General features: G+C 68.4%; 20 protein-coding genes. 5 read left to right on the top strand and 15 right to left on the bottom strand.

What is annotated here, in order from left to right:
- Positions 1-53: 53 nt before the first annotated feature.
- The 3 genes from D3P35_RS09365 to D3P35_RS09355 form a co-directional block, all read right to left on the bottom strand.
- Complete coding sequence (locus tag D3P35_RS09365; protein ID WP_118134448.1) at positions 54-1,517, bottom strand: aldehyde dehydrogenase family protein; 1,464 nt, start codon at positions 1,515-1,517, stop codon at positions 54-56.
- Between the two features lie 432 nt (positions 1,518-1,949).
- Positions 1,950-2,519 carry a TetR/AcrR family transcriptional regulator gene (locus D3P35_RS09360; protein ID WP_232830439.1) on the bottom strand — a complete coding sequence of 190 codons (570 nt, stop codon included), beginning with the start codon at positions 2,517-2,519 and terminating at the stop codon, positions 1,950-1,952.
- A gap of 157 nt (positions 2,520-2,676) precedes the next feature.
- Entirely contained in the window at positions 2,677-4,083 is a 1,407-nt protein-coding gene (locus D3P35_RS09355) for an amidase (RefSeq protein ID WP_118134447.1), read from the bottom strand.
- A 164-nt stretch (positions 4,084-4,247) separates the two neighbouring features.
- Here D3P35_RS09355 and D3P35_RS09350 point away from each other — a divergent pair, with 164 nt between their 5' ends.
- Entirely contained in the window at positions 4,248-4,808 is a 561-nt protein-coding gene (locus D3P35_RS09350; RefSeq protein ID WP_118134446.1) for a TetR/AcrR family transcriptional regulator, read from the top strand.
- Between the two features lie 105 nt (positions 4,809-4,913).
- Here the strand turns inward: D3P35_RS09350 and D3P35_RS09345 are convergent, their stop codons facing one another.
- Together D3P35_RS09345 and D3P35_RS09340 are read right to left on the bottom strand one after the other, a co-directional pair.
- A complete protein-coding gene (locus tag D3P35_RS09345) occupies positions 4,914-5,924 on the bottom strand; it encodes an alpha/beta fold hydrolase (RefSeq protein ID WP_118134445.1) in 1,011 nt (336 codons plus the stop codon).
- A gap of 103 nt (positions 5,925-6,027) precedes the next feature.
- Positions 6,028-6,531, bottom strand: coding sequence for an SRPBCC family protein (locus D3P35_RS09340; RefSeq protein ID WP_118134444.1), 504 nt, complete (start codon positions 6,529-6,531; stop codon positions 6,028-6,030).
- A gap of 151 nt (positions 6,532-6,682) precedes the next feature.
- Here D3P35_RS09340 and D3P35_RS09335 point away from each other — a divergent pair, with 151 nt between their 5' ends.
- Positions 6,683-7,375 (top strand): TetR/AcrR family transcriptional regulator, encoded by a 693-nt coding sequence (locus D3P35_RS09335; protein ID WP_198670527.1) that lies wholly within the window; start codon positions 6,683-6,685, stop codon positions 7,373-7,375.
- 268 nt (positions 7,376-7,643) lie between these two features.
- Here the strand turns inward: D3P35_RS09335 and D3P35_RS09330 are convergent, their stop codons facing one another.
- The gene (locus D3P35_RS09330; RefSeq protein WP_198670526.1) at positions 7,644-8,303 is read right to left on the bottom strand and encodes an NAD(P)H-binding protein; all 660 of its coding nucleotides are present in this window, start codon (positions 8,301-8,303) and stop codon (positions 7,644-7,646) included.
- Between the two features lie 182 nt (positions 8,304-8,485).
- On the bottom strand, positions 8,486-9,484 hold the full coding sequence (locus D3P35_RS09325) for an aldo/keto reductase (protein WP_118134442.1): 999 nt from the start codon (positions 9,482-9,484) through the stop codon (positions 8,486-8,488).
- Between the two features lie 352 nt (positions 9,485-9,836).
- Here D3P35_RS09325 and D3P35_RS09320 point away from each other — a divergent pair, with 352 nt between their 5' ends.
- Together D3P35_RS09320 and D3P35_RS09315 are read left to right on the top strand one after the other, a co-directional pair.
- Positions 9,837-10,754: an AraC family transcriptional regulator gene (locus D3P35_RS09320; RefSeq protein ID WP_118134441.1), complete on the top strand. Its 918-nt coding sequence runs from the start codon at positions 9,837-9,839 to the stop codon at positions 10,752-10,754.
- A gap of 115 nt (positions 10,755-10,869) precedes the next feature.
- Positions 10,870-11,682, top strand: a complete 813-nt coding sequence (locus D3P35_RS09315; RefSeq protein ID WP_118134440.1) for an MBL fold metallo-hydrolase — start codon at positions 10,870-10,872, stop codon at positions 11,680-11,682.
- A 157-nt stretch (positions 11,683-11,839) separates the two neighbouring features.
- On the opposite strand, the gene D3P35_RS09310 is transcribed toward D3P35_RS09315, so the two are convergent.
- The 5 genes from D3P35_RS09310 to D3P35_RS09290 form a co-directional block, all read right to left on the bottom strand.
- Positions 11,840-13,093 (bottom strand): CynX/NimT family MFS transporter, encoded by a 1,254-nt coding sequence (locus tag D3P35_RS09310; protein ID WP_198670525.1) that lies wholly within the window; start codon positions 13,091-13,093, stop codon positions 11,840-11,842.
- Between the two features lie 38 nt (positions 13,094-13,131).
- A complete protein-coding gene (locus D3P35_RS09305; RefSeq protein ID WP_118134439.1) occupies positions 13,132-13,545 on the bottom strand; it encodes a heme-binding protein in 414 nt (137 codons plus the stop codon).
- A gap of 131 nt (positions 13,546-13,676) precedes the next feature.
- Entirely contained in the window at positions 13,677-13,964 is a 288-nt protein-coding gene (locus D3P35_RS09300) for a DUF1330 domain-containing protein (protein ID WP_118134438.1), read from the bottom strand.
- Entirely contained in the window at positions 13,964-14,656 is a 693-nt protein-coding gene (locus D3P35_RS09295; protein WP_118134437.1) for a type 1 glutamine amidotransferase domain-containing protein, read from the bottom strand. Before D3P35_RS09295 ends, D3P35_RS09300 begins: the two co-directional genes overlap by 1 nt.
- 186 nt (positions 14,657-14,842) lie before the next feature.
- The gene (locus D3P35_RS09290; protein WP_118134436.1) at positions 14,843-15,433 is read right to left on the bottom strand and encodes a TetR/AcrR family transcriptional regulator; all 591 of its coding nucleotides are present in this window, start codon (positions 15,431-15,433) and stop codon (positions 14,843-14,845) included.
- Positions 15,434-15,659: 226 nt separating this feature from the next.
- On the opposite strand from D3P35_RS09290, the gene D3P35_RS09285 reads away from it, so the two are divergent.
- Entirely contained in the window at positions 15,660-16,514 is an 855-nt protein-coding gene (locus tag D3P35_RS09285; RefSeq protein ID WP_198670524.1) for an SDR family oxidoreductase, read from the top strand.
- A 662-nt stretch (positions 16,515-17,176) separates the two neighbouring features.
- Here the strand turns inward: D3P35_RS09285 and D3P35_RS09280 are convergent.
- The 3 genes from D3P35_RS09280 to D3P35_RS09270 all read right to left on the bottom strand — a co-directional run bounded on the left by D3P35_RS09280 (position 17,177) and on the right by D3P35_RS09270 (position 19,944).
- Positions 17,177-18,352 carry a zinc-dependent alcohol dehydrogenase gene (locus D3P35_RS09280; protein ID WP_118134435.1) on the bottom strand — a complete coding sequence of 392 codons (1,176 nt, stop codon included), beginning with the start codon at positions 18,350-18,352 and terminating at the stop codon, positions 17,177-17,179.
- 10 nt (positions 18,353-18,362) lie between these two features.
- Complete coding sequence (locus tag D3P35_RS09275; RefSeq protein WP_118134434.1) at positions 18,363-19,010, bottom strand: SRPBCC family protein; 648 nt, start codon at positions 19,008-19,010, stop codon at positions 18,363-18,365.
- Positions 19,011-19,443: 433 nt separating this feature from the next.
- Positions 19,444-19,944: a ferritin-like domain-containing protein gene (locus D3P35_RS09270; RefSeq protein ID WP_118134433.1), complete on the bottom strand. Its 501-nt coding sequence runs from the start codon at positions 19,942-19,944 to the stop codon at positions 19,444-19,446.
- Positions 19,945-20,141 lie beyond the last annotated feature (197 nt).

Genomic DNA, 20,141 nt, shown 5'->3' with positions numbered 1-20,141 from the left:
GGGTGATGAAGGCGGTGCGGGGACGGCCCCGTCCGGGCCGCCCCCGCTGGCGCTCACTTGTGGATCAGCACGGTCTTGGGATTGGTGAAGAGCTCACGGCCTTCGCGGCCATGCTCGGTGCCCAGACCCGACTGCTTGACCCCGCCGAAGGGAATGTCGACGCCCTGGGTCTGGATCTCGTTGACCCAGACCATGCCGGCCTCGATCCGGTTGGCGACCGCGACAGCGGCCCCGGTGTCACGCCCCCAGACCGAAGCACCCAGACCCCAGATGGAATCGTTGGCGCGCGCCACGACCTCGTCGACATCGTCGTAGACGAGGATCGGCACGATGGGGCCGAACTGCTCCTCCTGGACGATCTTGCTGTCTTCCGGCGGGTTGTCGACGACGGTGATCGGGAAGAAGTAACCCGGCCGGGTCTCGTCGATCTCGCCGCCCAGAACGATGTTCTGCCCGTTCGCCTTGATGTCGGCCAGGAAGGTCTTGAGCTTCTCGAACTGCATCCTGTTCTGGACCGGACCGACACCGACCTCGGCATCGAGGCCGTTCCCGACCCTGACGGTCCGGGCGTAGTCCACGAAGGCCTTCACGAAGTCGGCGTGGATCTTGCGGGGAACGTAGAGCCGCTTGATACCGACACACCACTGCCCCTGGTGGCCGAGGGCACCCCAGAAGAGCTGCGGGATGATCGCCTCGTAATCCGCATCCGGCATCACGATGGCGGCGTCGTTGCCGCCGAGCTCGAGCGTCACGCGCTTGACCGAGCCGGCCGCGGCGCGCAGCACGTGCTTGCCGGTTTCGGTCGAGCCGGTGAAGCTGATCTTGGCGATATCGGGGTGGTTGGTCAGCTGCGGCCCGAGGTCGTCGCCCCCCGTCACCACCGACAGAACGCCTGCGGGCAGCACGCTCTGGGCGATTTCGCCGTAGCGCAGGGCCGTGAGCGGGGTGAACGGTGTCGGCTTCAGCACGAAGGTGTTGCCGGTGATCAGCGCCGGGGCGATCTTCCACAGCGAGAGCAGCACCGGGAAGTTCCACGGCGTGATGCCCCCGACCACGCCGAGCGGGACATGGTGCAGCTCGACGATGTGGTCGGCGGTGTCCTCGACGATCTCGACGGGAATACGGCGTTCGGCGATCTGGCGAATGTATGAAATCGACTGGTCGACTTCCGGCATCGCCATGGTGACCAGCGGCTTGCCCTGCTCGAGGGTCAGCAGATAGGCGAGCTCGTCGCGCTTCTCTTCCAGCGCATCGGCGAACTTCTTGAGGTAGACCTCGCGCGCGTCGTAGCCGAGAGCCGACCAGCTCCGGAAGGCGGTCCTGGCCGCGGCGATTGCCTCGTCCAGCTGTTCGGCGGTCGCCGCAGGGGCCTGCGCGAACACCTCGCCGGTGGCGGGATTGATGACGTCAAACGTCTTCTCCGCCCGTACGAGCCTGCCCGCGATCGAGAGATGGTACGGATCCGAGAAGAAGCTGCTGTCTTCTGCCGGAACGTTTATCGTGGTACGTTCATTCATGATACTACTCCTGGTGGTAGTAAGGGAAGCCCTCGGGCCGTTACATCCTTCAGGTCTTCCCTGACCGGAGGTCGCTTCCCGCGACCCCTTCCGACCGGGTCGTCACCGTTGGCGCGGTGGCGGCCCGGCTTCGCTTCAATCAACCTCGGCCCCGGTGTCCTTTGCCTTGCCCGGGCGCGCGGGCCTCATGAAAACTCCTGTTCCTCCTCCGGCCCGGCGCCGGGCGACGCGGCCTGCCGGAGCGACCGCCTCGCGCCGCCTTCGGGCATCGGGCCATGGCCCGGCTCCTGCCGCCTGCGCGCTACATTGGCGGCCGTACGGTGCTGTCATCGTTGCGGGCCATGCTCCGGTCGCTCTCGATATTAAAACTGACCGGTCGTCTATTACTTGGTGACGAAGCACCGGCTGTCAAGCCGCCCGGGCCCGCTGCTGCTATTTTCCCGACAGCAGCAGGTCCGTCGCGATCATGGCTGCGTCGAAGGGCGCGGGTTTGCGTTCGATCTTCGCCATCACGCTTGCACCGAGCCAAAGCTGATAGAGGGTCTCCGCGATGTCGAACGGGTTGCGCGTGCTCTCGACCGAACCGTCCTCGAGGCCGTCCCTCAGGGTTCGGCACAGGCGGCTGACGATCCTCGACGTGCCCTTGCGAAGCTCAAGGCGCATGTCCTCCGAAATGTCCGACACTTCGGCACCCAGCTTGACCGCCAGGCATTTCCCTTCCGGATCATTGCCTTCCTGGTTCGTCCTCCAGAAGCGCCAGTAGGCCTGAAGCCGCTCGCGCGCGGGTTTCCCCTCGTCCGCCAGCATGGTCTCAAGCTCGGCCAGGTAGCCCTCGAAGTAGTGCTCCAGCAGGGCCCGCCCGAAAGCCTCCTTGGACTCGAAGTAATAGTAGAACGACCCCTTCGGCACGCCGGCTGCCGCAACGATCTCGCTCAGCCCCACGCCGGAGAAGCCGCGCGCCGCAACCAGGGCCTTCGCGCTGTCCAGGATGTGGATCTTCACGTCACCGGATTTGTCAGATGTCCTTGTCCTGGCCATTGCTTGCTCCAAACTAGCCGACTGGTCGAATAAGTGGGGATCGCCCCGGCGGCTGTCAAGGAGCGCCCTGCCCCGCATTGCATCGGCGCCCGGCCGCCTTTGCCGCCGGGCGCGCGAGGCTTCACAGCGCAGGTCGCAGGCCACGGACCGGGCTCACGCTTTCGAGGGTCGAGGCCACGTTGAGGATCGTGGTTTCAGCCAGCCAGCTTCCGACGATCTGGACATTGATCGGCAGCCCTTCCGTGCTGGTGCCGAACCGCATCGAGATGCCGGGCAGGCCGGTGACGTTGAGGGGAACCGTCGCGCCCTGCAGATAGGTCGCGTCGACCGTCCGGCCGTTGATGACGAATTCCTCCTGTCCGTGCTTGTGCGCGGGCAGCGGCAGCACCGGCGTGATCAGCGCGTCGAACTTCGCGAAGTATTCCGCGAACCCGTCGCGAAGACGCTCTGCGGCCTGCTCGGCGGCGATGTAGTCCCCCAGCGACGTATCGGGAAGGGAGAGCATCGTCCTGGACATCTTGTACATCTGGTCCTCGTGCCCCTCCGTCACGGCGGCAAACTCGGGCTTCATCTCCATCACGTGGAGCTTGTTGAAGACATCGAGGGCGAAGTCCTTCTCGAGCGCGGGAATGCGGACGGGCTCGACATGGAGGCCGCTCTCCCTGAGGGCTTCGGCCGCGGCTTCGACTGTCCGCGCCACCTCGGGGTCGATCGGGCCGAAGCCGGGCTCGACCAGCCAGCCGACACGGAGCTGGCGGTACGGCTGACGCCCGATGCCCGCGTCGAACGCCGCGGTGCTCGTGGCGAAGGCGTCCTTGCCATCCGGCCCGGCCAGTTGCGAGAAAGCCAGGGCGAGGTCGCGGATGCTGCGCGCCATCGGGCCGACGTGCCAGAAGCGGCGCGGCGCACGGGGGTAAATGCCGGTCATCGGCACCCGCCCATGCGTGGCCTTGAGCGAGACGATGCCGGTCTGGGCGGCCGGGCCGCGAACCGAGATGGCCAGGTCCGTGCCCAGGCCCAGGGGCGACATGCCCGCCGCGATCGCCGCGGATTCACCGCCGCTGGACCCGCCGGGGGTGCGCGTGAGGTCCCAGGGGTTGTTCGAGCGCCCGGTCAGCAGGTTGTCGCTCTCGATCCAGTAGGAGAACTCGGGGAGGTTCGTCTTGGCGAGGAGGATGCCCCCTGCCCGCTTCAGCCGCGCGACGCTGGTGGCATCGACCTCGGGGACGCGCCCCTTGAAGATCGGCGAGCCACGCTGTGTCAGGACGCCCGCCGTGTCGATCGAATCCTTGATCGTGAAGGGCACGCCATGCAGCGGCCCGACATCCTCGCCCGCCTGTATCGCCGCCTCCGCCCTTCTCGCCTCGGCGAGGGCATTGTCCGCCAGCGTGACGATCGCGTTGATTTCGGGGTCGACCGCCTCGATGCGATCAAGGTGAGCCTGCACGACCTCTACCGGCGACAGTTCCTTGTTTCGAATGCGTGCCGCCAGCCCGGTGGCGTCGGAATAGGTGATGTCTTCGCTCATGGTGCGTCTCCTGATGGATGCCAGGCGCAGGACTGTGCCCGTCGCGTGGCTGCCGAAGCCTACCTAACACTTGGTAGACAGCCAGATAGATCTTCCCCTTCCCGCCGTCAAGGACTATCTAACAATTGGTAGGTAACTCGCAGCGCAGGTCGAAAGGGTCCGCGATGAGCAGGAATGCAAGGGAAGCGATTCTGGCGGCCGCCAGGCAGATGGCGCAGGCGCATGGCTATGGCGGGCTGAACTTCCGCGACCTTGCCAGCGCCGTCGGCATCAAGGCAGCCAGCATCTACTATCATTTCGAGAACAAGGCCGATCTCGGTGCCGCGGTCGCGCAGCGGTACTGGGAGGACACGGCGGCGGAGCTCGACGAGCTGCTGGAGCAGTCGCCCGACCCGAGGGCGGCGCTGGTTCGGTATCCGTGGATCTTCCGCAGGTCGCTCGAGAACGAGAACAGGTTGTGCCTGGGCAGTTTCATGTCAGCCGAGTACGACGATCTCCCGGACACGGTGAAGACGCAGGTGCAGGCGTTTGCCGACGTCAATGTCGCCTGGCTTGGCAAGGTGCTCACCGAGGCCGGGCTGGGCGATGCCGCCTCGCGCGAGGATCGGGCCAGGGCGATCTTCGCGGCCATCGCGGGGGCGCAGCTTCTCGCACGCAGCCGGGCGGACATCGGGCTGTTCGACACGCTGGTGGAGAGCTACCGCACGACGGGCCTGCTGCCGTGATCCGGGCCGGCCGGACCGATCGCGGGCAACGCCGACGCGCCGGCGGCGCGATACCGGCCGCTCCCGCGCCCGAGGCGGCCCCCTCGAGGGAGGCCGCCCGCAGGATCACTCTGCCTCGACAGAGGCGAGGAACGCGCGCAGGGAGGCGGTGACCTCTTCCGGGGCTTCCTCGGCCACGTAGTGACCGGCCTCGGGCAGGTGTTCGAGCCGCGGGTTCACGAACCGCCCCTGCAGGAACTCGACGAGCAGGACGTTGCCCAGCCCGCCGATCCCCAGCGAGGGCACCTCCAGCTTGTCCGGGTAGGTCAGCTGGTCGTCGAGGTCGGTCGGATAGGCCTGATACCAGCCGTTGCCGCCCCGGATGCCGTCCCTGGTGTTGTAGGCCGCGGCATAGACCGCGCGGTCCCGCTCGCTCAGCGCGTCCTGATTGTAGAGCAGCGAGTCCCAGAACCAGTTCTGGTAGATGTGCGCGCGGCCTTCGATCAGCTCTTCGGGCATGTCATGGACCTGGTTGAACGCGAACCACCAGAGGAAGAAATCCTGACGGAACTCCCCGGTCAGCGGCGCGGAGGGCACGAGGCGCATGTCCCGCGTGCTCTGCGGCTGGGCCGACACGTCGAGGAAGCTGACGGAGGTCGTTGCCTCGGGATAGTTCGCGGCGAAGGCATAGGCCACCTGCGAGCCGATGTCGTGGCCGACCAGATGCACCGCGTCGTATCCCAGTTCGCCGATCAGCGCATGGATATCCGCGGCCATGGTCTTCTTGTCGTAGCCGCCCTCGGGCTTGTCGGTCTCGCCCATGCCGCGGATGTCGACGGCGATCACCGTGTGGTCTTCGGCCAGGTCGGGCATGATCTTGTTGAAGGCCCACCAGGTCTGCGGCCAGCCGGGCATCATGATGACGGGCGGACCTTCGCCGCCGGTCACATAGTGCATGCGGATGCCGTTCACCTCGGCAAACCTGCTGGCAAAGCCGTCGAGTTCGCCGACCAGCGCTTCGGTCGAGACGTCGATCCCCTCGTAGGGGCTCCCCTTGTCCGTGGTCTGGGCGGCCGCCGCGACAGGCAGGGCGAGCGACAGGGCGGCTGCCGCGATGGTGCGTTTCGTGGGATGCATGCGTGTGGTCCTTATGCGTGATTTTCGGATGACAGGGACCGGTCCCGTGCCGCGCCTGTGCGTCACGGGGTGATATCCGGTCCGGTGTCGGGAGAGGGTGGGGCTAGGCGCCGGAGTATCCGGCCAGCGCTTCGGCGCGTTTCGCGAGGCCTTCGACCCAGGTCTGGTGATAGTCGTAGAGCGCACCGGGTGCCTTGCGGCCGATCTCCTCGAGATAGAAGGGCCCCTGCAGGGTCTCTTCCGTGAGGATGTGGGTGCCGGTCGCGGTGGGCGTGAGCACCCAGCCGTGGTAGGCGGTCGACCCGGTCTCGTCGCCCTCGACCGTGGTCGACCAGGCCAGCCGGCGCATGGGAACATGCTCGGTGACCCGGCAGCTCATCGCAAAACCGACGGTGACCCGGGTGAAACGCGTGCCGGGGCCCAGCTCCCGCGCGCCTCCGAGGATGCTGATCCGGTTCTCGGCCGGAAAGTGCTCGAACCAGCTCCCGGCCTCGACCAGCAGTTTCCATACCGTCTCGATCGGTGCCCGGGCGTCGATTTCGTTGAGCGCGTAGAGCGAGGAAACCCGTGGGTCGTGATCCGCGGGAAAAATGACTTTGTCGAGCATGGCTCTTGTCCTTCTTCAGATGTGCACCGTCGTGACGTGCCCTGCGGGCGCAGGCCGGCTCCGCCACCACGGAAGATCGGCGGGCCGGCGCCCCCGGCTCCCGGTGGCGCCGGTATTTATGTATCGTTCGACACATAAATAGGTAGAGAGCTTGCCAGACGAGGTCAACGGATTTATGTATCGATCGATGAAGAATTTTCCCGAGGCAGATAAAGGCTCCCGAAGACCCCGCGGTCGGCCGCGGAACTTTGACCGCGACGCGGCGCTCGAAGCCGCGACCCGGCTGTTCTGGGAGCGCGGGTACGAGGCGACCTCGATTTCGGACCTGACGGCGGCCCTGGGCATCGGGTCACCCAGCCTCTATGCCGCCTTCGGCTCGAAGGAGGCGCTCTACGCCGAATCCGTGGACCATTATCGGGCCCGCTACGAGAAACTCGTCTGGGACAGGTTCTTCGCCGCCCCCACGGCCCGCGAAGCGGTTTCGGGCCTTCTGCAGGACTCCGCCGCAGCGCTGAGCGGCGAGGTGGCCGATATCCCGCGCGGCTGCATGGTCACCCTGTCTGCCGTGGGGAGCGAGGGAAACGAGCAGCTCGGCGAGCTGGTTCGCAAGGCGCGCCACCTGACCTATGAGCGGCTGAAGCGCCGCATCGAGACAGCGGTGGACGAGGGCGAGTTGCCCGCCGGCGTGGATGTCGAGGGCCTGGCCCGCTTCGTTCAGACGGTCCAGAATGGCATGTCGATCCTGGCGCGTGACCGGGTGGGCCGGGCGTCGCTGGAGGCTGTTGCCCGGGTTGCCCTGACGGGCTGGGACAGCCAGGTCGCCACGGCATCCCCGGCGGGCTGAAGCGGGCCGAAAGCGCGCCCCTCCCGCGACCGGAGCGCCGCCGGACCGAGCCGGCCGGCCCGGGCAGCCGGTTCCGCCCGGCCGGTCATTCCGGGCACATCCCTTGCGAATTGCGCCTTCGGCAGGCCTTGCGAATTGCGCCTTCGGCAGGACGCGCCCGGGTGCTGGGCCCCGGGCAGGAGCCGGCGCGGGCCTCCCGCCCCCGGCCTGTCCCGGTCGCGATGCGACGGCTTCCGCGGAGGCAGGGGGCGGCGGGGCCCTGCCCGCGTCACGTCCGGGCCATGGCCGCGACGGCATCCGCGATCGGGGTCGGGCCGCCGGTCACTTCGAGGATGATGCGGCTGACGTCCGGCTGGCGCAGAACCTCCACGACCGTCTCCGCGACGTCATCGCGGGTGATCTCCTCGTGAACCTTCGCGAGACCCAGATCGACAAGGCCGGTACCGGGGGCGTTGCTCAGCGCCGAAGGGCGCACGATGACCCAGTCCCGATCGGTGAGCACGAGCTCGACCTCCGCCTGCTTCTTCGCAACCATGTAGTGCTCGAACTCCTCGTCCATGCGCCGCTCGCGCCAGGCCTCCGGAAAGACCGATACCAGGACAATCCGGCTGACGCCGGCGATCGCGGCTGCCCTTGCCAGCTTTCCCGGGCCGGCACCGTCGATCTGGTCGACGGTTTCGGGACCGCCCTCCCCCCCGGCACCCGCCGTGAAGACGGCCGCATCATGCCCGCGTATGATCCCGGCGAGCTCCTCGGCGGAAAGCTTCACGATATCCCCGAGCGTCGCGGCGACACCTTCGGCGGCCAGCTCCTCGACCTGGGCCGGCCTGCGGACCAGCCCGCCCACCTGATCGCCCTGCGCCACGAGGCGCGCTGCAACCCGGCGACCGACACCGCCCGCGATCCCGACAACAAATACTTTCATCATGTCACTCCGTCTCATCTGTTTCCGCGGTCCGGATGGCCGTGTCCCGAGGCGCTGCCGTTGTCAGCACACACGGGTCTCCGCCCCCGCGCCGGCCTCTTGTCCGAGAGACGCACGAACGGCACCCGCACCGCAATGATCGCCACAAGAGCGGTGTGGCCCCGTCGTTCGCCCAGGCGCCCCGGTCACGCCTGCAGCAACCAGCCCGGATACTCGCGGGGCAAGGCGCTGGCCGCATCCAGCCGCAGCATGTCCTCGCGATCCAGCCTGATCCGGGTCGCCTCGAGATTGTCGTGCAACTGTCCGACGCGCTTCGCGCCGATGAGCACGGTCGAGACGACGGGCTGGGCAAGCAACCAGGCAATCGCCACCTGCGCCGGGCCGCTGCCGTGCTTCTGCGCCACCTTGCGCAGTTCCGCGATCAGCGGCTCGCCGCGGGCCCGGTCGATCGGAGGAAAGTCCAGCCCGGTCTGCCGCCCGCCTTCCGCGTCACCGCCGCCCGAGTATTTCCCGGTCAGGTATCCGCCGGCAAGCGGGCTCCAGACCATCAGCCCGACCCCCTCGGATGCCAGCAGCGGCACGAGCTCCCGCTCGAGATCGCGGCCGACCAGCGAATAGTAGGCCTGCAGCGACGTGACCGGAGCGAGATTCCTGGCGCGGGTGATGCCGATCGCCTTCATGATCTGCCAGGCGGCCCAGTTCGAGAGGCCGATGTAGCGCACGTCTCCCGCGCGCACCAGAGTGTCCAGGGCATCCAGGGTCTCCTCGACCGGCGTTTCCGGATCGAAGGCATGGATCTGGTAGAGGTCCATGTGTCCGAGCCCCAGCCGCTTGAGGCTGGCCCGGGCCTCGGACAGGATGTGCCCGCGCGAGGCCCCGCGGCGGTTGGGCCCTTCCCCCATCGCCGAGGCCACCTTGGTGGCGATGACGACGTCATCGCGGGCGACGCCGAGGTTTCGCAGCGATTGGCCGAGGATTTCCTCGCTGCGGCCCTGCGCATAGACATTCGCCGTGTCGAAGAGATTGATCCCGGCATCGAGGGCCACCTTCACCAGGGCGTCGGCATCGTCCTGGCCGAGCCGCCCGACCTGCCCCCAGATGCCATCGCTGCCGCCGAACGTCATGGCGCCGAAGGCCAGCTCCGAGACATGCAGTCCGCTGTTCCCGAGTTGTCGCAGTTCCATCTTTCATCTCCTCGTGTCCATGCTTCGGGCCGATCGGCGCTGCTGTCGGAGATGGTGCGGTTGTCGCGGCCCGGTTTCTATGCGGATCGGATCAGGGAGTGGTGCACTGCTCTCAAACAGCGGAGACTGCCATGCGAAACGCGGCGCGGCCCCGGGCCGCGCGAGGCGGAGACGTCCGACGCTGATCGGATCGCGCTCGGGCTTGATAGGATTTGCATAGCCCCATACGCTCGATGATGGTGTGATCAGATCACGGCCGGGCGAAACACTCGTACCGATCGCATGGGCGCCTCGCCGCCCCCCGCCGGCAGACGAGTTTGCCGTCACGCAACATGTCAGAGGTTGAATCGCCGTGGAAACACCAAGTTTTGCCGATCTGCTGGAAGTCATCGAACGTCACGCCCGGTACGATTTCGAAACGGAGATCCCGGGACTGAAGGTGGTGCGGTCCGACTACCCCACCGAGATCGGCCACTGGCTCTATCAGCCGTCGTTCGGGGTGGTCGCGCGGGGCGAGAAGCAGCTGATGCTCGCCGAGAAGCCCTTTCACTACAGGGCCGGGGGTTCGCTGGTCTGCGCCGCGGATGTTCCGGTGACCTCGCAGGTGACCGAGGCCAGTCCGGCCGCGCCTTACCTGGCGGTCCATCTCGACCTCGACCCGCAGGTCGTGGTCGAGCTGTTGCGCGACCGTTCGGGCCTGCGTCCCGACCCCGACGCGACACCCATCGCAGCCATGCACGAGCTTTCCCCCGACCTGCACGACCCGCTGATCCGGCTGCTGTCCCTGCTCGACCGGCCGCGCGACATCGACGTGATGGCGCCGCTGATCCGGCGCGAGATCACCTGGAGGCTGCTGCACACCGAGCACGCACTGCAGCTGAGCCAGCTCGCCTTCGCCAACGGCCACGCGGCGCGGATCGGGCGCGCGACCGCCTGGATACGGGACAATTTCTCGGAAGCGCTCAGCATCCCCGACCTGGCCGGAATGACCGGCATGAGCGTCCCCAGCTTTCATCGGCACTTCAGGGCGGTGACCTCCATGTCGCCGCTGCAGTTCCAGAAGCGCGTGCGCCTGCAGCAGGCCCGCCGCGACCTGCCCGGCGCCAGCACGATTTCCGCAGTCGCCTACGAGGTCGGCTACGAGAGCCTGTCCCAGTTCAATCGCGACTATCGGCGCCTGTTCAATCTGACGCCGAGCGAGGATTCGGCGCAGCTCCGGGCCACCCTGGGGCAGGAGTTCGTGCCCTCCGGCCACTCCGCCCTCGCCTGACCCCGCGCGGCGGGGCCGGAAACGCGCCCTGCCCCGCCCTGCCCGCAAACCGGCATCCGCCCCGTTTCGCGCGCCCTCCACGAGGACGCGTGTCCCACGGATAGAGGAAATCGCAATGTCCGCCCCCGAAAAAAACTTCGCCGATCGGCCGTCGCGGAGGAGATCGCTCCCGGCTCTTCTCTCGCTTGCCGTGCTGGTGCCCGCTGTCGGGCTCGCGGGTTGCCTGAACTCCGGCCCGATCGCGGTCGCGCAGGAGACGATCGAATTTCCGTCGCAAAACGGCAGCGTGTCGGTGAGATCCGTCCGGCAGATGAGCGTGGGGATCTCGACCGCAGCGGGAGCGATCGTGACCGATCCCACCGGGAGCGCCAGCAGCTACGCGGCGTTCGGCACGCCCGAACTGATCCTGGTCTCGCATGAACACGACGAGCATTTCGACCCGGACACGCTCGAGGATCTCGCCGGGCCGGACACGCGCATCATTGTCCCTCCCTACGTGATGGAACGGCTTCCGGCGGCCCTGCGCGACAGGGCCATCTCGCTCCCCAATGGCGACAGCGCCGAGCTGGGGCGGTTCACGGTCGAGGCCGTGGCCGCATACGGGCTCGGGGGACAGGCCGCGCAATGGCATCCGCAAGGGCGCGGCAACAGTTACCTGGTGTCCTTGGAGGGGCAGCGGCTGTTCATCGCCGGCTCGACAGAGGCCGTTCCCGAGATGCTGGAGCTGCGCGATGTCGATCTCGCCCTGCTGCCGCTCTACCCGCCCTATGCCCTCGGCCCCGAAGACGCGGTGCGGGCGATCTCGATCATGCAGCCGGGCGCCGTCTACATCTACCAGTACGACAGCACCCGCACCCGCGATGCGTTTCTCGACCGGCTGAGCGGCGCCTCGCCGCACCCCGGTGTATCTGCACCCGACATTCCCTGACCGTACCGGGCGGAGGCTCCATGCCACGCGCCGGGGCCCGAACGCCCGGGGGGCGTGACGGACACCCCGACGGGGCCGCGGTGTCACCCCCCCGGCCCCGGGCCTTCGCCGGCACTTCGGGCCGCGCCGGGGCGCATGCCCGCAGTCCCGGCCGATCCTAGCGGGCGGAGCGCAGCTTGTCGGCGCCTCCGAGGAAGGGGGCGAGCAGCACCATCACGAGCGTGACGCCGGCCAGCATCCAGAGCGGCAGCTGCATGTCGCCCGATCGGTCGTGCAGCAGCCCCACCATGAGCGGCCCCAGCGCGCCGACCCCGTAGCCGAAGGCCAGCACGAACGCGTTCCAGGCGGTCGCCTCCTCCGAATCCGACGTGTGGACCAGTGGCAGGGTCATGCCCAGCGTGAACGAGCTTCCCACCCCCAGGGCCAGCAGCGCGACAAAGGCGCAGGGCGGCGCTCCGGGCACCAGAAGCAGCCCCAGGACGCCCGACAGGATGAACAGGGCCGCAAGGCCGATGTGGATTCTCCGGTCGCCCTTGTGCCCGAAGAGCCCGGGCAGCGGATTGGCGATCATGAAGGCGATGGTGTAGGTCGTGAGCGCCAGCCCCGCCGTGGCCGCATCGTGGCCGCGTTCAATGATCAGCGTGACGAGCCAGACCAGGACGCCGAAGAACAGGATGTTGTTGGCCGCGAAGTAGATGGCGATGCGCCAGGCCGCCGGGTTTGCAAGCGGAAGGCGGGCCCGTCTGGCAGGACCGGCGGACACGGGCCGGGCCGGTTCGCGGCGCGATACGATGATCCAGGCCGCGATGGCGGACAGGCCCGGCACGACCCAGACGCCGGCACCCACGCGCCAGGTGTCCGCCAGGCTGGCCAGGGGCCCGGTCAGAGCCGCCGACAGCGTTGCGCCGAGCCCCAGCGACATGGCGTAGAGGCCCATGAACAGGGTCACGCGCTGCGGAAAGTTGCTTTTGACGAACCCCCCGATCAGCGCGCCCGCCACGGCAATGCCCGCGCCGACGGCCGAGGTGGTCACGAACAGCATCAAGCTGGTCTCGATCAACGCCCGCGCCGCCGTGGCGAGGGTCACCAGCAGGATGGCGGCGATGATGACCGGGTTGCGCCCGAACCGCTGCGCCAGCCAGGGAGACGGCAGCGCGAGCACCCCCATCAGGAAAGGCGGAATGGCGGTCAGCACGGCGACCTGCGTGCCGGAGATGTCGAATGCCTCGCTCAGGCTCGGCAGCAGAGGGCCGATCGAAGCGATGGCGGGGCGAAGCTCCACCCCTACGGCGAACACGCTGACAAGGCCGAGCCAGAGCGGCAGACCACTCACGACTGTCGCGGAGAGAGCGGGCTTGCCGCGGCGGGTGTCGACGGGCTCATGCCGTCCGGGCGTCATGTTCATGGTCATGGGACAAACCTTCGAAAGAGGGCTGGTGGCCGGAGCGCTCAGAGCGCGCCGATGCCGGGCCGCGCGACCCGCACGTCCTGGGCCACCGTTCCGGCGCTGGTGCCGATGGCGCCCGTGACGCGGCCATCGCGCATCACCGGGATACCGCCGCCGAAGACGACGACCCGGCCGTCATGTCCGTGCCGGATGCGGAAGAGCTCGGCACCCGGCTGGCCGAGCGCGCCGGGCGCATCGGTGGGCTGCCGGACCATCGCGGCACTCCAGGCCTTGTCGGTGGCGCGCCTGATGCAGCCCGGCTGGCTGCCGCCCCGGCGGGCGAACGCGACGCGCCGTGCCGCCGCGCCGACCACGGCACTGCAATACGCAAGCCCGATGCGCCCGGCCCGCGCCCCTGGCAGGGCGAGCATGGCGCCGACCTCCTCACGGGTGCGTGTTTCGATCGTGCGGGGCATATCCTGTCCTCCGGGCAAGGCGTGGACAGCCGCGCCGCTTCCGCCGCGCGCCGCGGGCGGGGAGACAGGGGCTGACGCGGGAATGGAGATCCCGGGCGGCGTACCGCCCGGGGAGGGATGCGAGCCTGTGCTCAGACACCGTCGATCATGAAGACCCGCGTCTCGCTGCCGGCCAGCCGATGCCGGCGGGCGGCCTGATAGGCCGGGCTGTGATACCAGGCGCGCGCGGCGTCCATGTCCGGAAAGGCCAGGATCGCGGCCCCTTCGAATTCCGGACCCTCGAGCACCTCCCGGGCGCCGTAGAAGGCAACGGGAGAAAGCTCATGACCCTGCCGGGCCAGCGGCGCCTTCTCGCGGTAGAGCGCCATCTCGGCAGGGTCGCCGGTCTTCTCGCGGATCATCACCACGTAGGCAGGCATCACGCGGCGCCCCGTGCCGCGAGCGCGGCAATCACGCGCTGCGCGGCTTCGGCGGAGGACGCGGGGTTCTGGCCGGTGATCAGCAGCCCGTCCTCCACGACGAAGGACCCCCAGTCCTCGCCCTTCACGAACTCGGCGCCCTTCGCCTTCAGGGCATCCTCGACGAGGTAGGGAACGACGTTGGTCAGGCCCACGCCTTCTTCCTCCGTGTTGCTGAAGCCCGTGACCCTGCGGCCCTTCACGATCGGCGCGCCGTCGGCGCCCTTCACGTCACGCAGCACGCCGGGCGCGTGGCACACGAGCCCCATCGGCTTCTCCGCCGCATTGAAGGCTTCGATCAGCGCGATGGAAGCGGGGTCGACCGTCAGGTCCCAGAGCGGACCATGGCCGCCCGGATAGAAGACGGCATCATAGTCGCCCGCGTCGACCTCGGACAGCTTCACCGTGCTGGCGAGCGCCGCGATGGCCCCGGCATCCGCCTCGAAGCGGCGCGTGTCGTCGGTCTGGAAGTCGGGCGAGTTGCTCACCGGGTCCAGCGGCGGCTGGCCGCCCTTGGGCGAGGCCAGGGTGATGTCGGCGCCCGCGTCGCGGAAGGCGAAATAGGGCGCTGCCAGTTCCTCGAGCCAGAAGCCGGTCTTGCGGCCGGTGTCTCCGAGGGTGTCGTGCGAGGTCAGAACGATCAGAACTTTCATCACTTCATTCCTTTTCAGTCGTTTGCGGGGCAATGCGCCCCAGGGAGGACCCTGCTTCGGGCCGGAGCCGGGGCCATGGATGGCCCCGTCCTCATTTCAATTCTGCAGACCGGCCATATCTAGTAGACCAGTCGTCTCTATCCTTGGCACAGATAGGGTCATTCCGGTGCCCGTCAACCCGTGCGATCAGAGCAGCCGGGCTTTCGTGACCTCGAGAGCGGCCCTGAGCGGTGCGTCGCCCTGGCTGATCTTGGCGATCAGGCTGGCCCCGAGCCAGTACTGGTAGAGCTCCGCCGCGAGGTCGCGGGGACGTTCCCTCACCGACAGCGACCCGTCGGCGATGCCGACCTCGATGATCGCGGTCAGCCTGGCGCAGATGTTTCCCGTCCCCTGCAAGAGCACGCGCCGCATCGCCTCGGACAGGTCCGAAACCTCGGCTGCGAGCTTGACGACAAGACATTTGTCCTGCGGATCGTCGGTCGCCTGGGTCTCGACCCAATGCGACCAATAGGCCAGCAGGCGCTCGGCCCCGGTGCTGTCCGACCGGGAAAACTGCTCCTCCATTGCGGCCAGGTATCTTTCGAAATACCGCTCGAGCAGTGCCTCTCCGAAGGCCTCCTTGGAGCCGAAGTAGTGATAGAACGACCCCTTCGGAACATCTGCCGCTTTCAGTATCTCGTTCAGTCCCACCGCCGAAAACCCCTTTCCACTCATGATGGTCTGGGCGGACGACAGGATGTGCTCCCGAACGCTGCTGCTTTGTGTTTCGTCTCTCATGTGCAGCTACATAGCAATAAACAGACCAGTCGTCTAGTGGGTGGTGAACATTTTTCTGCCCACCCGCCGGCCCCGGTGCGCGAGGCCCGCCGCGAGACGATCCTCCTCGCTTTCGCGGAGCGACCTGCCCCGACGCCAGGCGCACCGGCCGCAATCCCTGCGGCGCGGGCCGGAACATCGCGTGTTCGTGGCTGTTAGCCCAATGACACGAACACGGAGAGACGCGATGAACCATCCCAAGCCCCCCTTCCCCGAACAGCCCCAGAGCCCGCCCGGCCGCACCGACCGCATGGAGCCGCGCCCCGATCACGGGGAGGACAGCTACAAGGGGTCCGGCAAGCTCGAAGGCATGGCCGCCCTCGTCACCGGCGGCGACAGCGGCATCGGCCGCGCCGTTGCGCTGGCCTATGCGCGCGAGGGCGCCGACGTGATGATCTCCTGCCTGGAGGAGCACGAGGACGCGGACGTCACGCGTGCGCTGGTGGAAGAGGCCGGACGCCGGGCCTTCGTCATGCCCGGCGACATCCAGAGCGCCGATCACTGCCGCGCGCTCGTCCGCGGCACCCACGAGGCCTTCGGGCGGTTCGACATCCTCGTGAACAACGCCGCCCACCAGATGCATTTCGACACGCTGGAGGACATTCCCGACGAGGAGTGGGAGATGACCTTCCGCACCAACATCCATTCGATGTTCTACCTGTGCAAGGCGGCCGTGCCGCTCATGGACAGGGGGGGAGCGATCATCAACACCGCCTCGATCAACTCCGACAAGCCCAACCCGGGGCTGCTGGCATATGCCGCCACCAAGGGGGCGATCCAGAACTTCACGGCCGGGCTGGCCCAGATGCTGGCGCCGCGCGGCATCCGCGCGAACTGCGTGGCCCCCGGGCCGGTCTGGACCCCCCTGATCCCCGCCACGCTGCCCGAGGAGGCCGTGGCGCATTTCGGCGAGAACAAGCCGATGGGCCGCCCCGCCCAGCCCGCCGAGCTCGCCACCGCCTTCGTCATGCTTGCCGATCCGCTCTCGAGCTACACGAACGGCGCGACGGTCGAAGTCACCGGCGGCATTCCGATGATCTGAGCGCCGCGCCTCGCGATGCCGTCAGGGCAGCCCCCACGGGGCTGGCCGATGGCGGCGCCGGCGCAGGTCGGCACCGGCGATGAACCCGGCACCGTCCTGGCCGCGCGGGAGGAGCGATGCCTCTTCCCGGTGCAGCGCCGGCCTGTCGGCGCGGCAGGAGCGGAGCGCGGAGACCGTCCTTGCGGTGGAGATCCGGCGGGCCTGCCTTCACGGCGCGGGGCGCCGGAGGCCGCGCGGCATGCACTCTCGGGCGGATCAGCACGCGCCGGAAGCGCCAGGGTCGCGCCTCCTCCGTACCGGCCGGACCACCTGGCCGGGATCCCTCGGGCCCGTACATCGAGCGGGGCCCGGCTCGGCCGGGCGGTCGCGGGCCCGCCCGGCCGTAGCCCCAGCTCCCATCCCTCGGCAGGTTTCGGCTCCTCGGCCGCATCCACGCACCCTGCCGGTGCAACGCCATGGGTGCAGTCGCCTGGAGCAACGAGTGTCACCGTCGCGATGGCGCCGCCTCGGCAGGCGCCGGAACGCAGGCAGTCCAGTCGGGTTCCGAACGCGCCCCGCCGCGCGAAGGATGAATTCCCGTTCCCCCCGCACAGCCCCGGGCGCGCCCGGCAGGGGCGCCGGGGATCACGGCGCGTCCGCCTCCCTCTGCCGCTGCTCCCTCCTCAGGATCCCGGCGTCAGGACCACCTTGGTCCACTCGTCCTGATTGGAGTGGAAGTTCCTGTAGCCCCGCGGTGCCTCTTCGAGCGGCAGGCGGTGCGAGATCAGGAAGGTCGTGTCGATCTCGCCCTCCTGGATGCGGCGGAGCAGGTCATGGGTGTACTTCTGCACATGGGTCTGCCCGGTGCGCCATTGCAGGCCCTTCTCCATGAAGGCCCCGGTGGGGAACTTGTCGAGAAAGCCGCCGTAGACACCCGGCATGGAAACCCGCCCGCCCTTGCGCACGGCCATGATCGCCTCGCGCAGCACGTGGCCACGGTCGGCACCGATGCCGATCTTCTGCTTCACCGTGTCCATCGCGTTGTCGGGCTGGAAGCCATGGCTCTCCATGCCGACCGCGTCGATAACCGCGTCGGGGCCGATGCCGCCGGTCATCTCGCGCACGGCCTCCAGCACATGCGTCCGGCGATAGTCGATCACCTTCGCCCCGAGCTTGCGCGCGAGGTCGAGACGGTTGGGATAGTGATCGATCGCGATGACCTGGTGCGCGCCCATCAGCAGCGCGCTCTGCACCGCGAACAGGCCCACCGGCCCGCAGCCCCAGACCGCGACGGTATCGCCCTCCTCGATATCGCAGTTCTCCGCGGCCATCCATCCGGTGGGCAGGATGTCGGAGAGAAACAGCACCTCCTCGTCGGACGGGCCGTCGGGGATCACGATCGGCCCCACGTCGGAGAAGGGCACGCGGACATATTCCGCCTGGCCGCCGGGGTAGCCGCCGGTGAGCTGGGAATAGCCGAAGAGACCCGAGAGCGCCTCGCCGTAGAGCGGCTCGGTGAGGTCCTGCTTCTCGGCCGGGTTCGAATTGTCGCAGGCCGAGTACTGCTGTTTCATGCAGTGGAAGCACTTGCCGCAGGAGATGGTGAAGGGCACCACCACGCGCTGGCCCTTCTTCAGCGTGCTCTCGCGGCCGGTCTCGACCACGCGGCCCATGAACTCGTGGCCCAGGATGTCGCCCCGCATCACGCCGGGGATCACCCCGTCGTAGAGATGCAGGTCGGAGCCGCAGATGGCGGTGGCCGTCACCTCGATCACCGCGTCGCGCGGGTTGACGATCTGCGGGTCGGGCACGGTGTCGACGCGCACGTCGTGGGTTCCGTGATAGGTCAGCGCTCGCATATTGCTCTCCTCAATCTGTCACGCGGTTCCGCGACGTCGCCACCTCACCGGTCTCCATCAGCATCTTCAGCCGCTTGAGTTCATGCCTGCCCTGGATGCGCGGCTCCCTCCCGAACAGCTTCGCGATCATCTGCCCGAGGCGACCGACGGGGGGGACATAGGCGATGACGGCCTCCACCTCGGTGCCGCGTCCGCCGGGCGCATCGCGGAACGACACCTTGCCCTCGGTGTCGATGTCCGAGCCCTCGACCGAGCGCCAGACGATCTCCTCGTTCTCGCGCTCGGAGACGATGCGGGTCCGGACCGTCACGGTGCGCCCCGCGGGGGCGGCGATGGTCCAGGTGGTGAGGTCGCCCTCGGTCTTCACCGCCGCGACGTTGGACATGAAGCGCGAGAGGTTCGAGAAGTCGCGCCAGAAGGCGTAGACCTCCCCCCTCGGGCGGTTGATCGTCACGCTGCGGCCCGAGACCGCGTAGTCGCCGTAGCGGCCCTGCCGGCTGGTCCGCCCCGGCGCGCTGTCGGGCGGCACCGGCGGCCGCGGTTGTCGCGAATGGTGCCAGAATGTCACCGCACCGGCCGCGAGGAGCCCCGTGCCCAGGATCAGGGCGAGGTCACGGCCCCCGAGGCCGCGGTGCCGTCCAGTCTCATGCTTGTTCATCGAGTACCTCCGTTTAAGACCGAAACAGCGATCCGCCGACAATGTTCCCGGGCCGGCCTTCCCGAGACGGCGGCATGGCCCCGCAGCCCGACCGACCGGCGGCGATCGCTCTCCCCGCCCGGGAGGGACCGCGCGGAGAGGCTGCCACTTGCGCGGCACCTTGCTGATCCGGGTGGAAGTGGAGTGACTGTCCGGGGGAACGGCGAGCGATCAGCCCCATCCTTGCGGCGGTCGGGGCACCGGCCTGCGCGATCGGTCAGGCACCGCCCGCGAGATGTCTCGGCGGCCCCGACACCTTGCCCGCCAAGCGAAGGGGAGCCCCACCGGCCGTCCTGCCGGCGGGGCCTGCACGGGCGCGGCCCCAGGCGCGTCGCCTCGGGCGGCCCGACGCCCCCGGCGACCGGTCGCGATTGCCGGCCGCCGGGGAGCTGCCTCAGGCGGCCCGGTTGAGCCGTGCGTTCGCGACCCTGGTGAGCTTCTCGTCGGCGGCCTTCTCCTCCTCGAGGGTCTTCCTGAGGATCTCGGCGCATTCGGGGCGGCCAAGCTCCTCCGACCACGCGATGAGCGTGCCGTAGCGCGTCATCTCGTAGTGCTCCACGGCCTGCGCCGCAGCGGCCAGGGCCGCGTCGAGCACGTTCTGGTCGGCAATGTCGCCGGCCACCTCGTTGGCTTCCTTGATGATGCCGTCGATCGCCGGGCAGGTGGCGCCCTTCGGCTCCTCGCCGATGAGGCGGAACACCTCCTCCAGCCGCTCCACGTGGCCGCGGGTTTCGCCGAGATGCCCTTCGAAGCCGGTCTTGAGCTCGGCGTTGCTCGCCTTCTCGATCATCCTGGGCAGCGACTTCTCGATCTGCTTTTCAGCGTAGTAGATGTCCTGCACCATGTGGAGGTAGAGCTGTTCGAGGGTTTCGATGTCTTTCGAGAACAGTGCCATGGTCCGCTCCTCTGCGTTGAGTGATGACGGCCCCTGAACAGTTCCCGCCGGACTATGTTCCCGCCGCGGCCCCCGGCATCCGCCCCGACGGCCGGTTCGCCGCCCCCGGTGCGCCAGCGCAGGGCCCGCGAGACGCGCCGCCCCCGCGGAGGGGAGCGACCGGAAGGGTCCTCGTCGGGCCGCCGAACGCGGCGTCC

The sequence above is a fragment of the Oceanicella sp. SM1341 genome (assembly GCF_003448965.1).
GTDB lineage: Bacteria > Pseudomonadota > Alphaproteobacteria > Rhodobacterales > Rhodobacteraceae > Paroceanicella.
This window is presented reverse-complemented; position numbering and strand designations above follow the sequence as displayed.

What these genes read in the sequence shown, in the direction of transcription:
- D3P35_RS09350 (WP_118134446.1), top strand. Translation starts at nt 4,248, where the DNA reads ATGAGCAGGAATGCAAGGGAAGCGATTCTGGCGGCCGCCAGGCAGATG.
- D3P35_RS09300 (WP_118134438.1), bottom strand. Translation starts at nt 13,964, where the DNA reads ATGCCTGCCTACGTGGTGATGATCCGCGAGAAGACCGGCGACCCTGCC.
- D3P35_RS09310 (WP_198670525.1), bottom strand. Translation starts at nt 13,093, where the DNA reads ATGACCATGAACATGACGCCCGGACGGCATGAGCCCGTCGACACCCGC.
- D3P35_RS09365 (WP_118134448.1), bottom strand. Translation starts at nt 1,517, where the DNA reads ATGAATGAACGTACCACGATAAACGTTCCGGCAGAAGACAGCAGCTTC.
- D3P35_RS09315 (WP_118134440.1), top strand. Translation starts at nt 10,870, where the DNA reads ATGTCCGCCCCCGAAAAAAACTTCGCCGATCGGCCGTCGCGGAGGAGA.
- D3P35_RS09290 (WP_118134436.1), bottom strand. Translation starts at nt 15,433, where the DNA reads ATGAGAGACGAAACACAAAGCAGCAGCGTTCGGGAGCACATCCTGTCG.
- D3P35_RS09280 (WP_118134435.1), bottom strand. Translation starts at nt 18,352, where the DNA reads ATGCGAGCGCTGACCTATCACGGAACCCACGACGTGCGCGTCGACACC.
- D3P35_RS09270 (WP_118134433.1), bottom strand. Translation starts at nt 19,944, where the DNA reads ATGGCACTGTTCTCGAAAGACATCGAAACCCTCGAACAGCTCTACCTC.
- D3P35_RS09275 (WP_118134434.1), bottom strand. Translation starts at nt 19,010, where the DNA reads ATGAACAAGCATGAGACTGGACGGCACCGCGGCCTCGGGGGCCGTGAC.
- D3P35_RS09330 (WP_198670526.1), bottom strand. Translation starts at nt 8,303, where the DNA reads ATGATGAAAGTATTTGTTGTCGGGATCGCGGGCGGTGTCGGTCGCCGG.
- D3P35_RS09355 (WP_118134447.1), bottom strand. Translation starts at nt 4,083, where the DNA reads ATGAGCGAAGACATCACCTATTCCGACGCCACCGGGCTGGCGGCACGC.
- D3P35_RS09325 (WP_118134442.1), bottom strand. Translation starts at nt 9,484, where the DNA reads ATGGAACTGCGACAACTCGGGAACAGCGGACTGCATGTCTCGGAGCTG.
- D3P35_RS09295 (WP_118134437.1), bottom strand. Translation starts at nt 14,656, where the DNA reads ATGAAAGTTCTGATCGTTCTGACCTCGCACGACACCCTCGGAGACACC.
- D3P35_RS09345 (WP_118134445.1), bottom strand. Translation starts at nt 5,924, where the DNA reads ATGCATCCCACGAAACGCACCATCGCGGCAGCCGCCCTGTCGCTCGCC.
- D3P35_RS09305 (WP_118134439.1), bottom strand. Translation starts at nt 13,545, where the DNA reads ATGCCCCGCACGATCGAAACACGCACCCGTGAGGAGGTCGGCGCCATG.
- D3P35_RS09340 (WP_118134444.1), bottom strand. Translation starts at nt 6,531, where the DNA reads ATGCTCGACAAAGTCATTTTTCCCGCGGATCACGACCCACGGGTTTCC.
- D3P35_RS09285 (WP_198670524.1), top strand. Translation starts at nt 15,660, where the DNA reads ATGAACCATCCCAAGCCCCCCTTCCCCGAACAGCCCCAGAGCCCGCCC.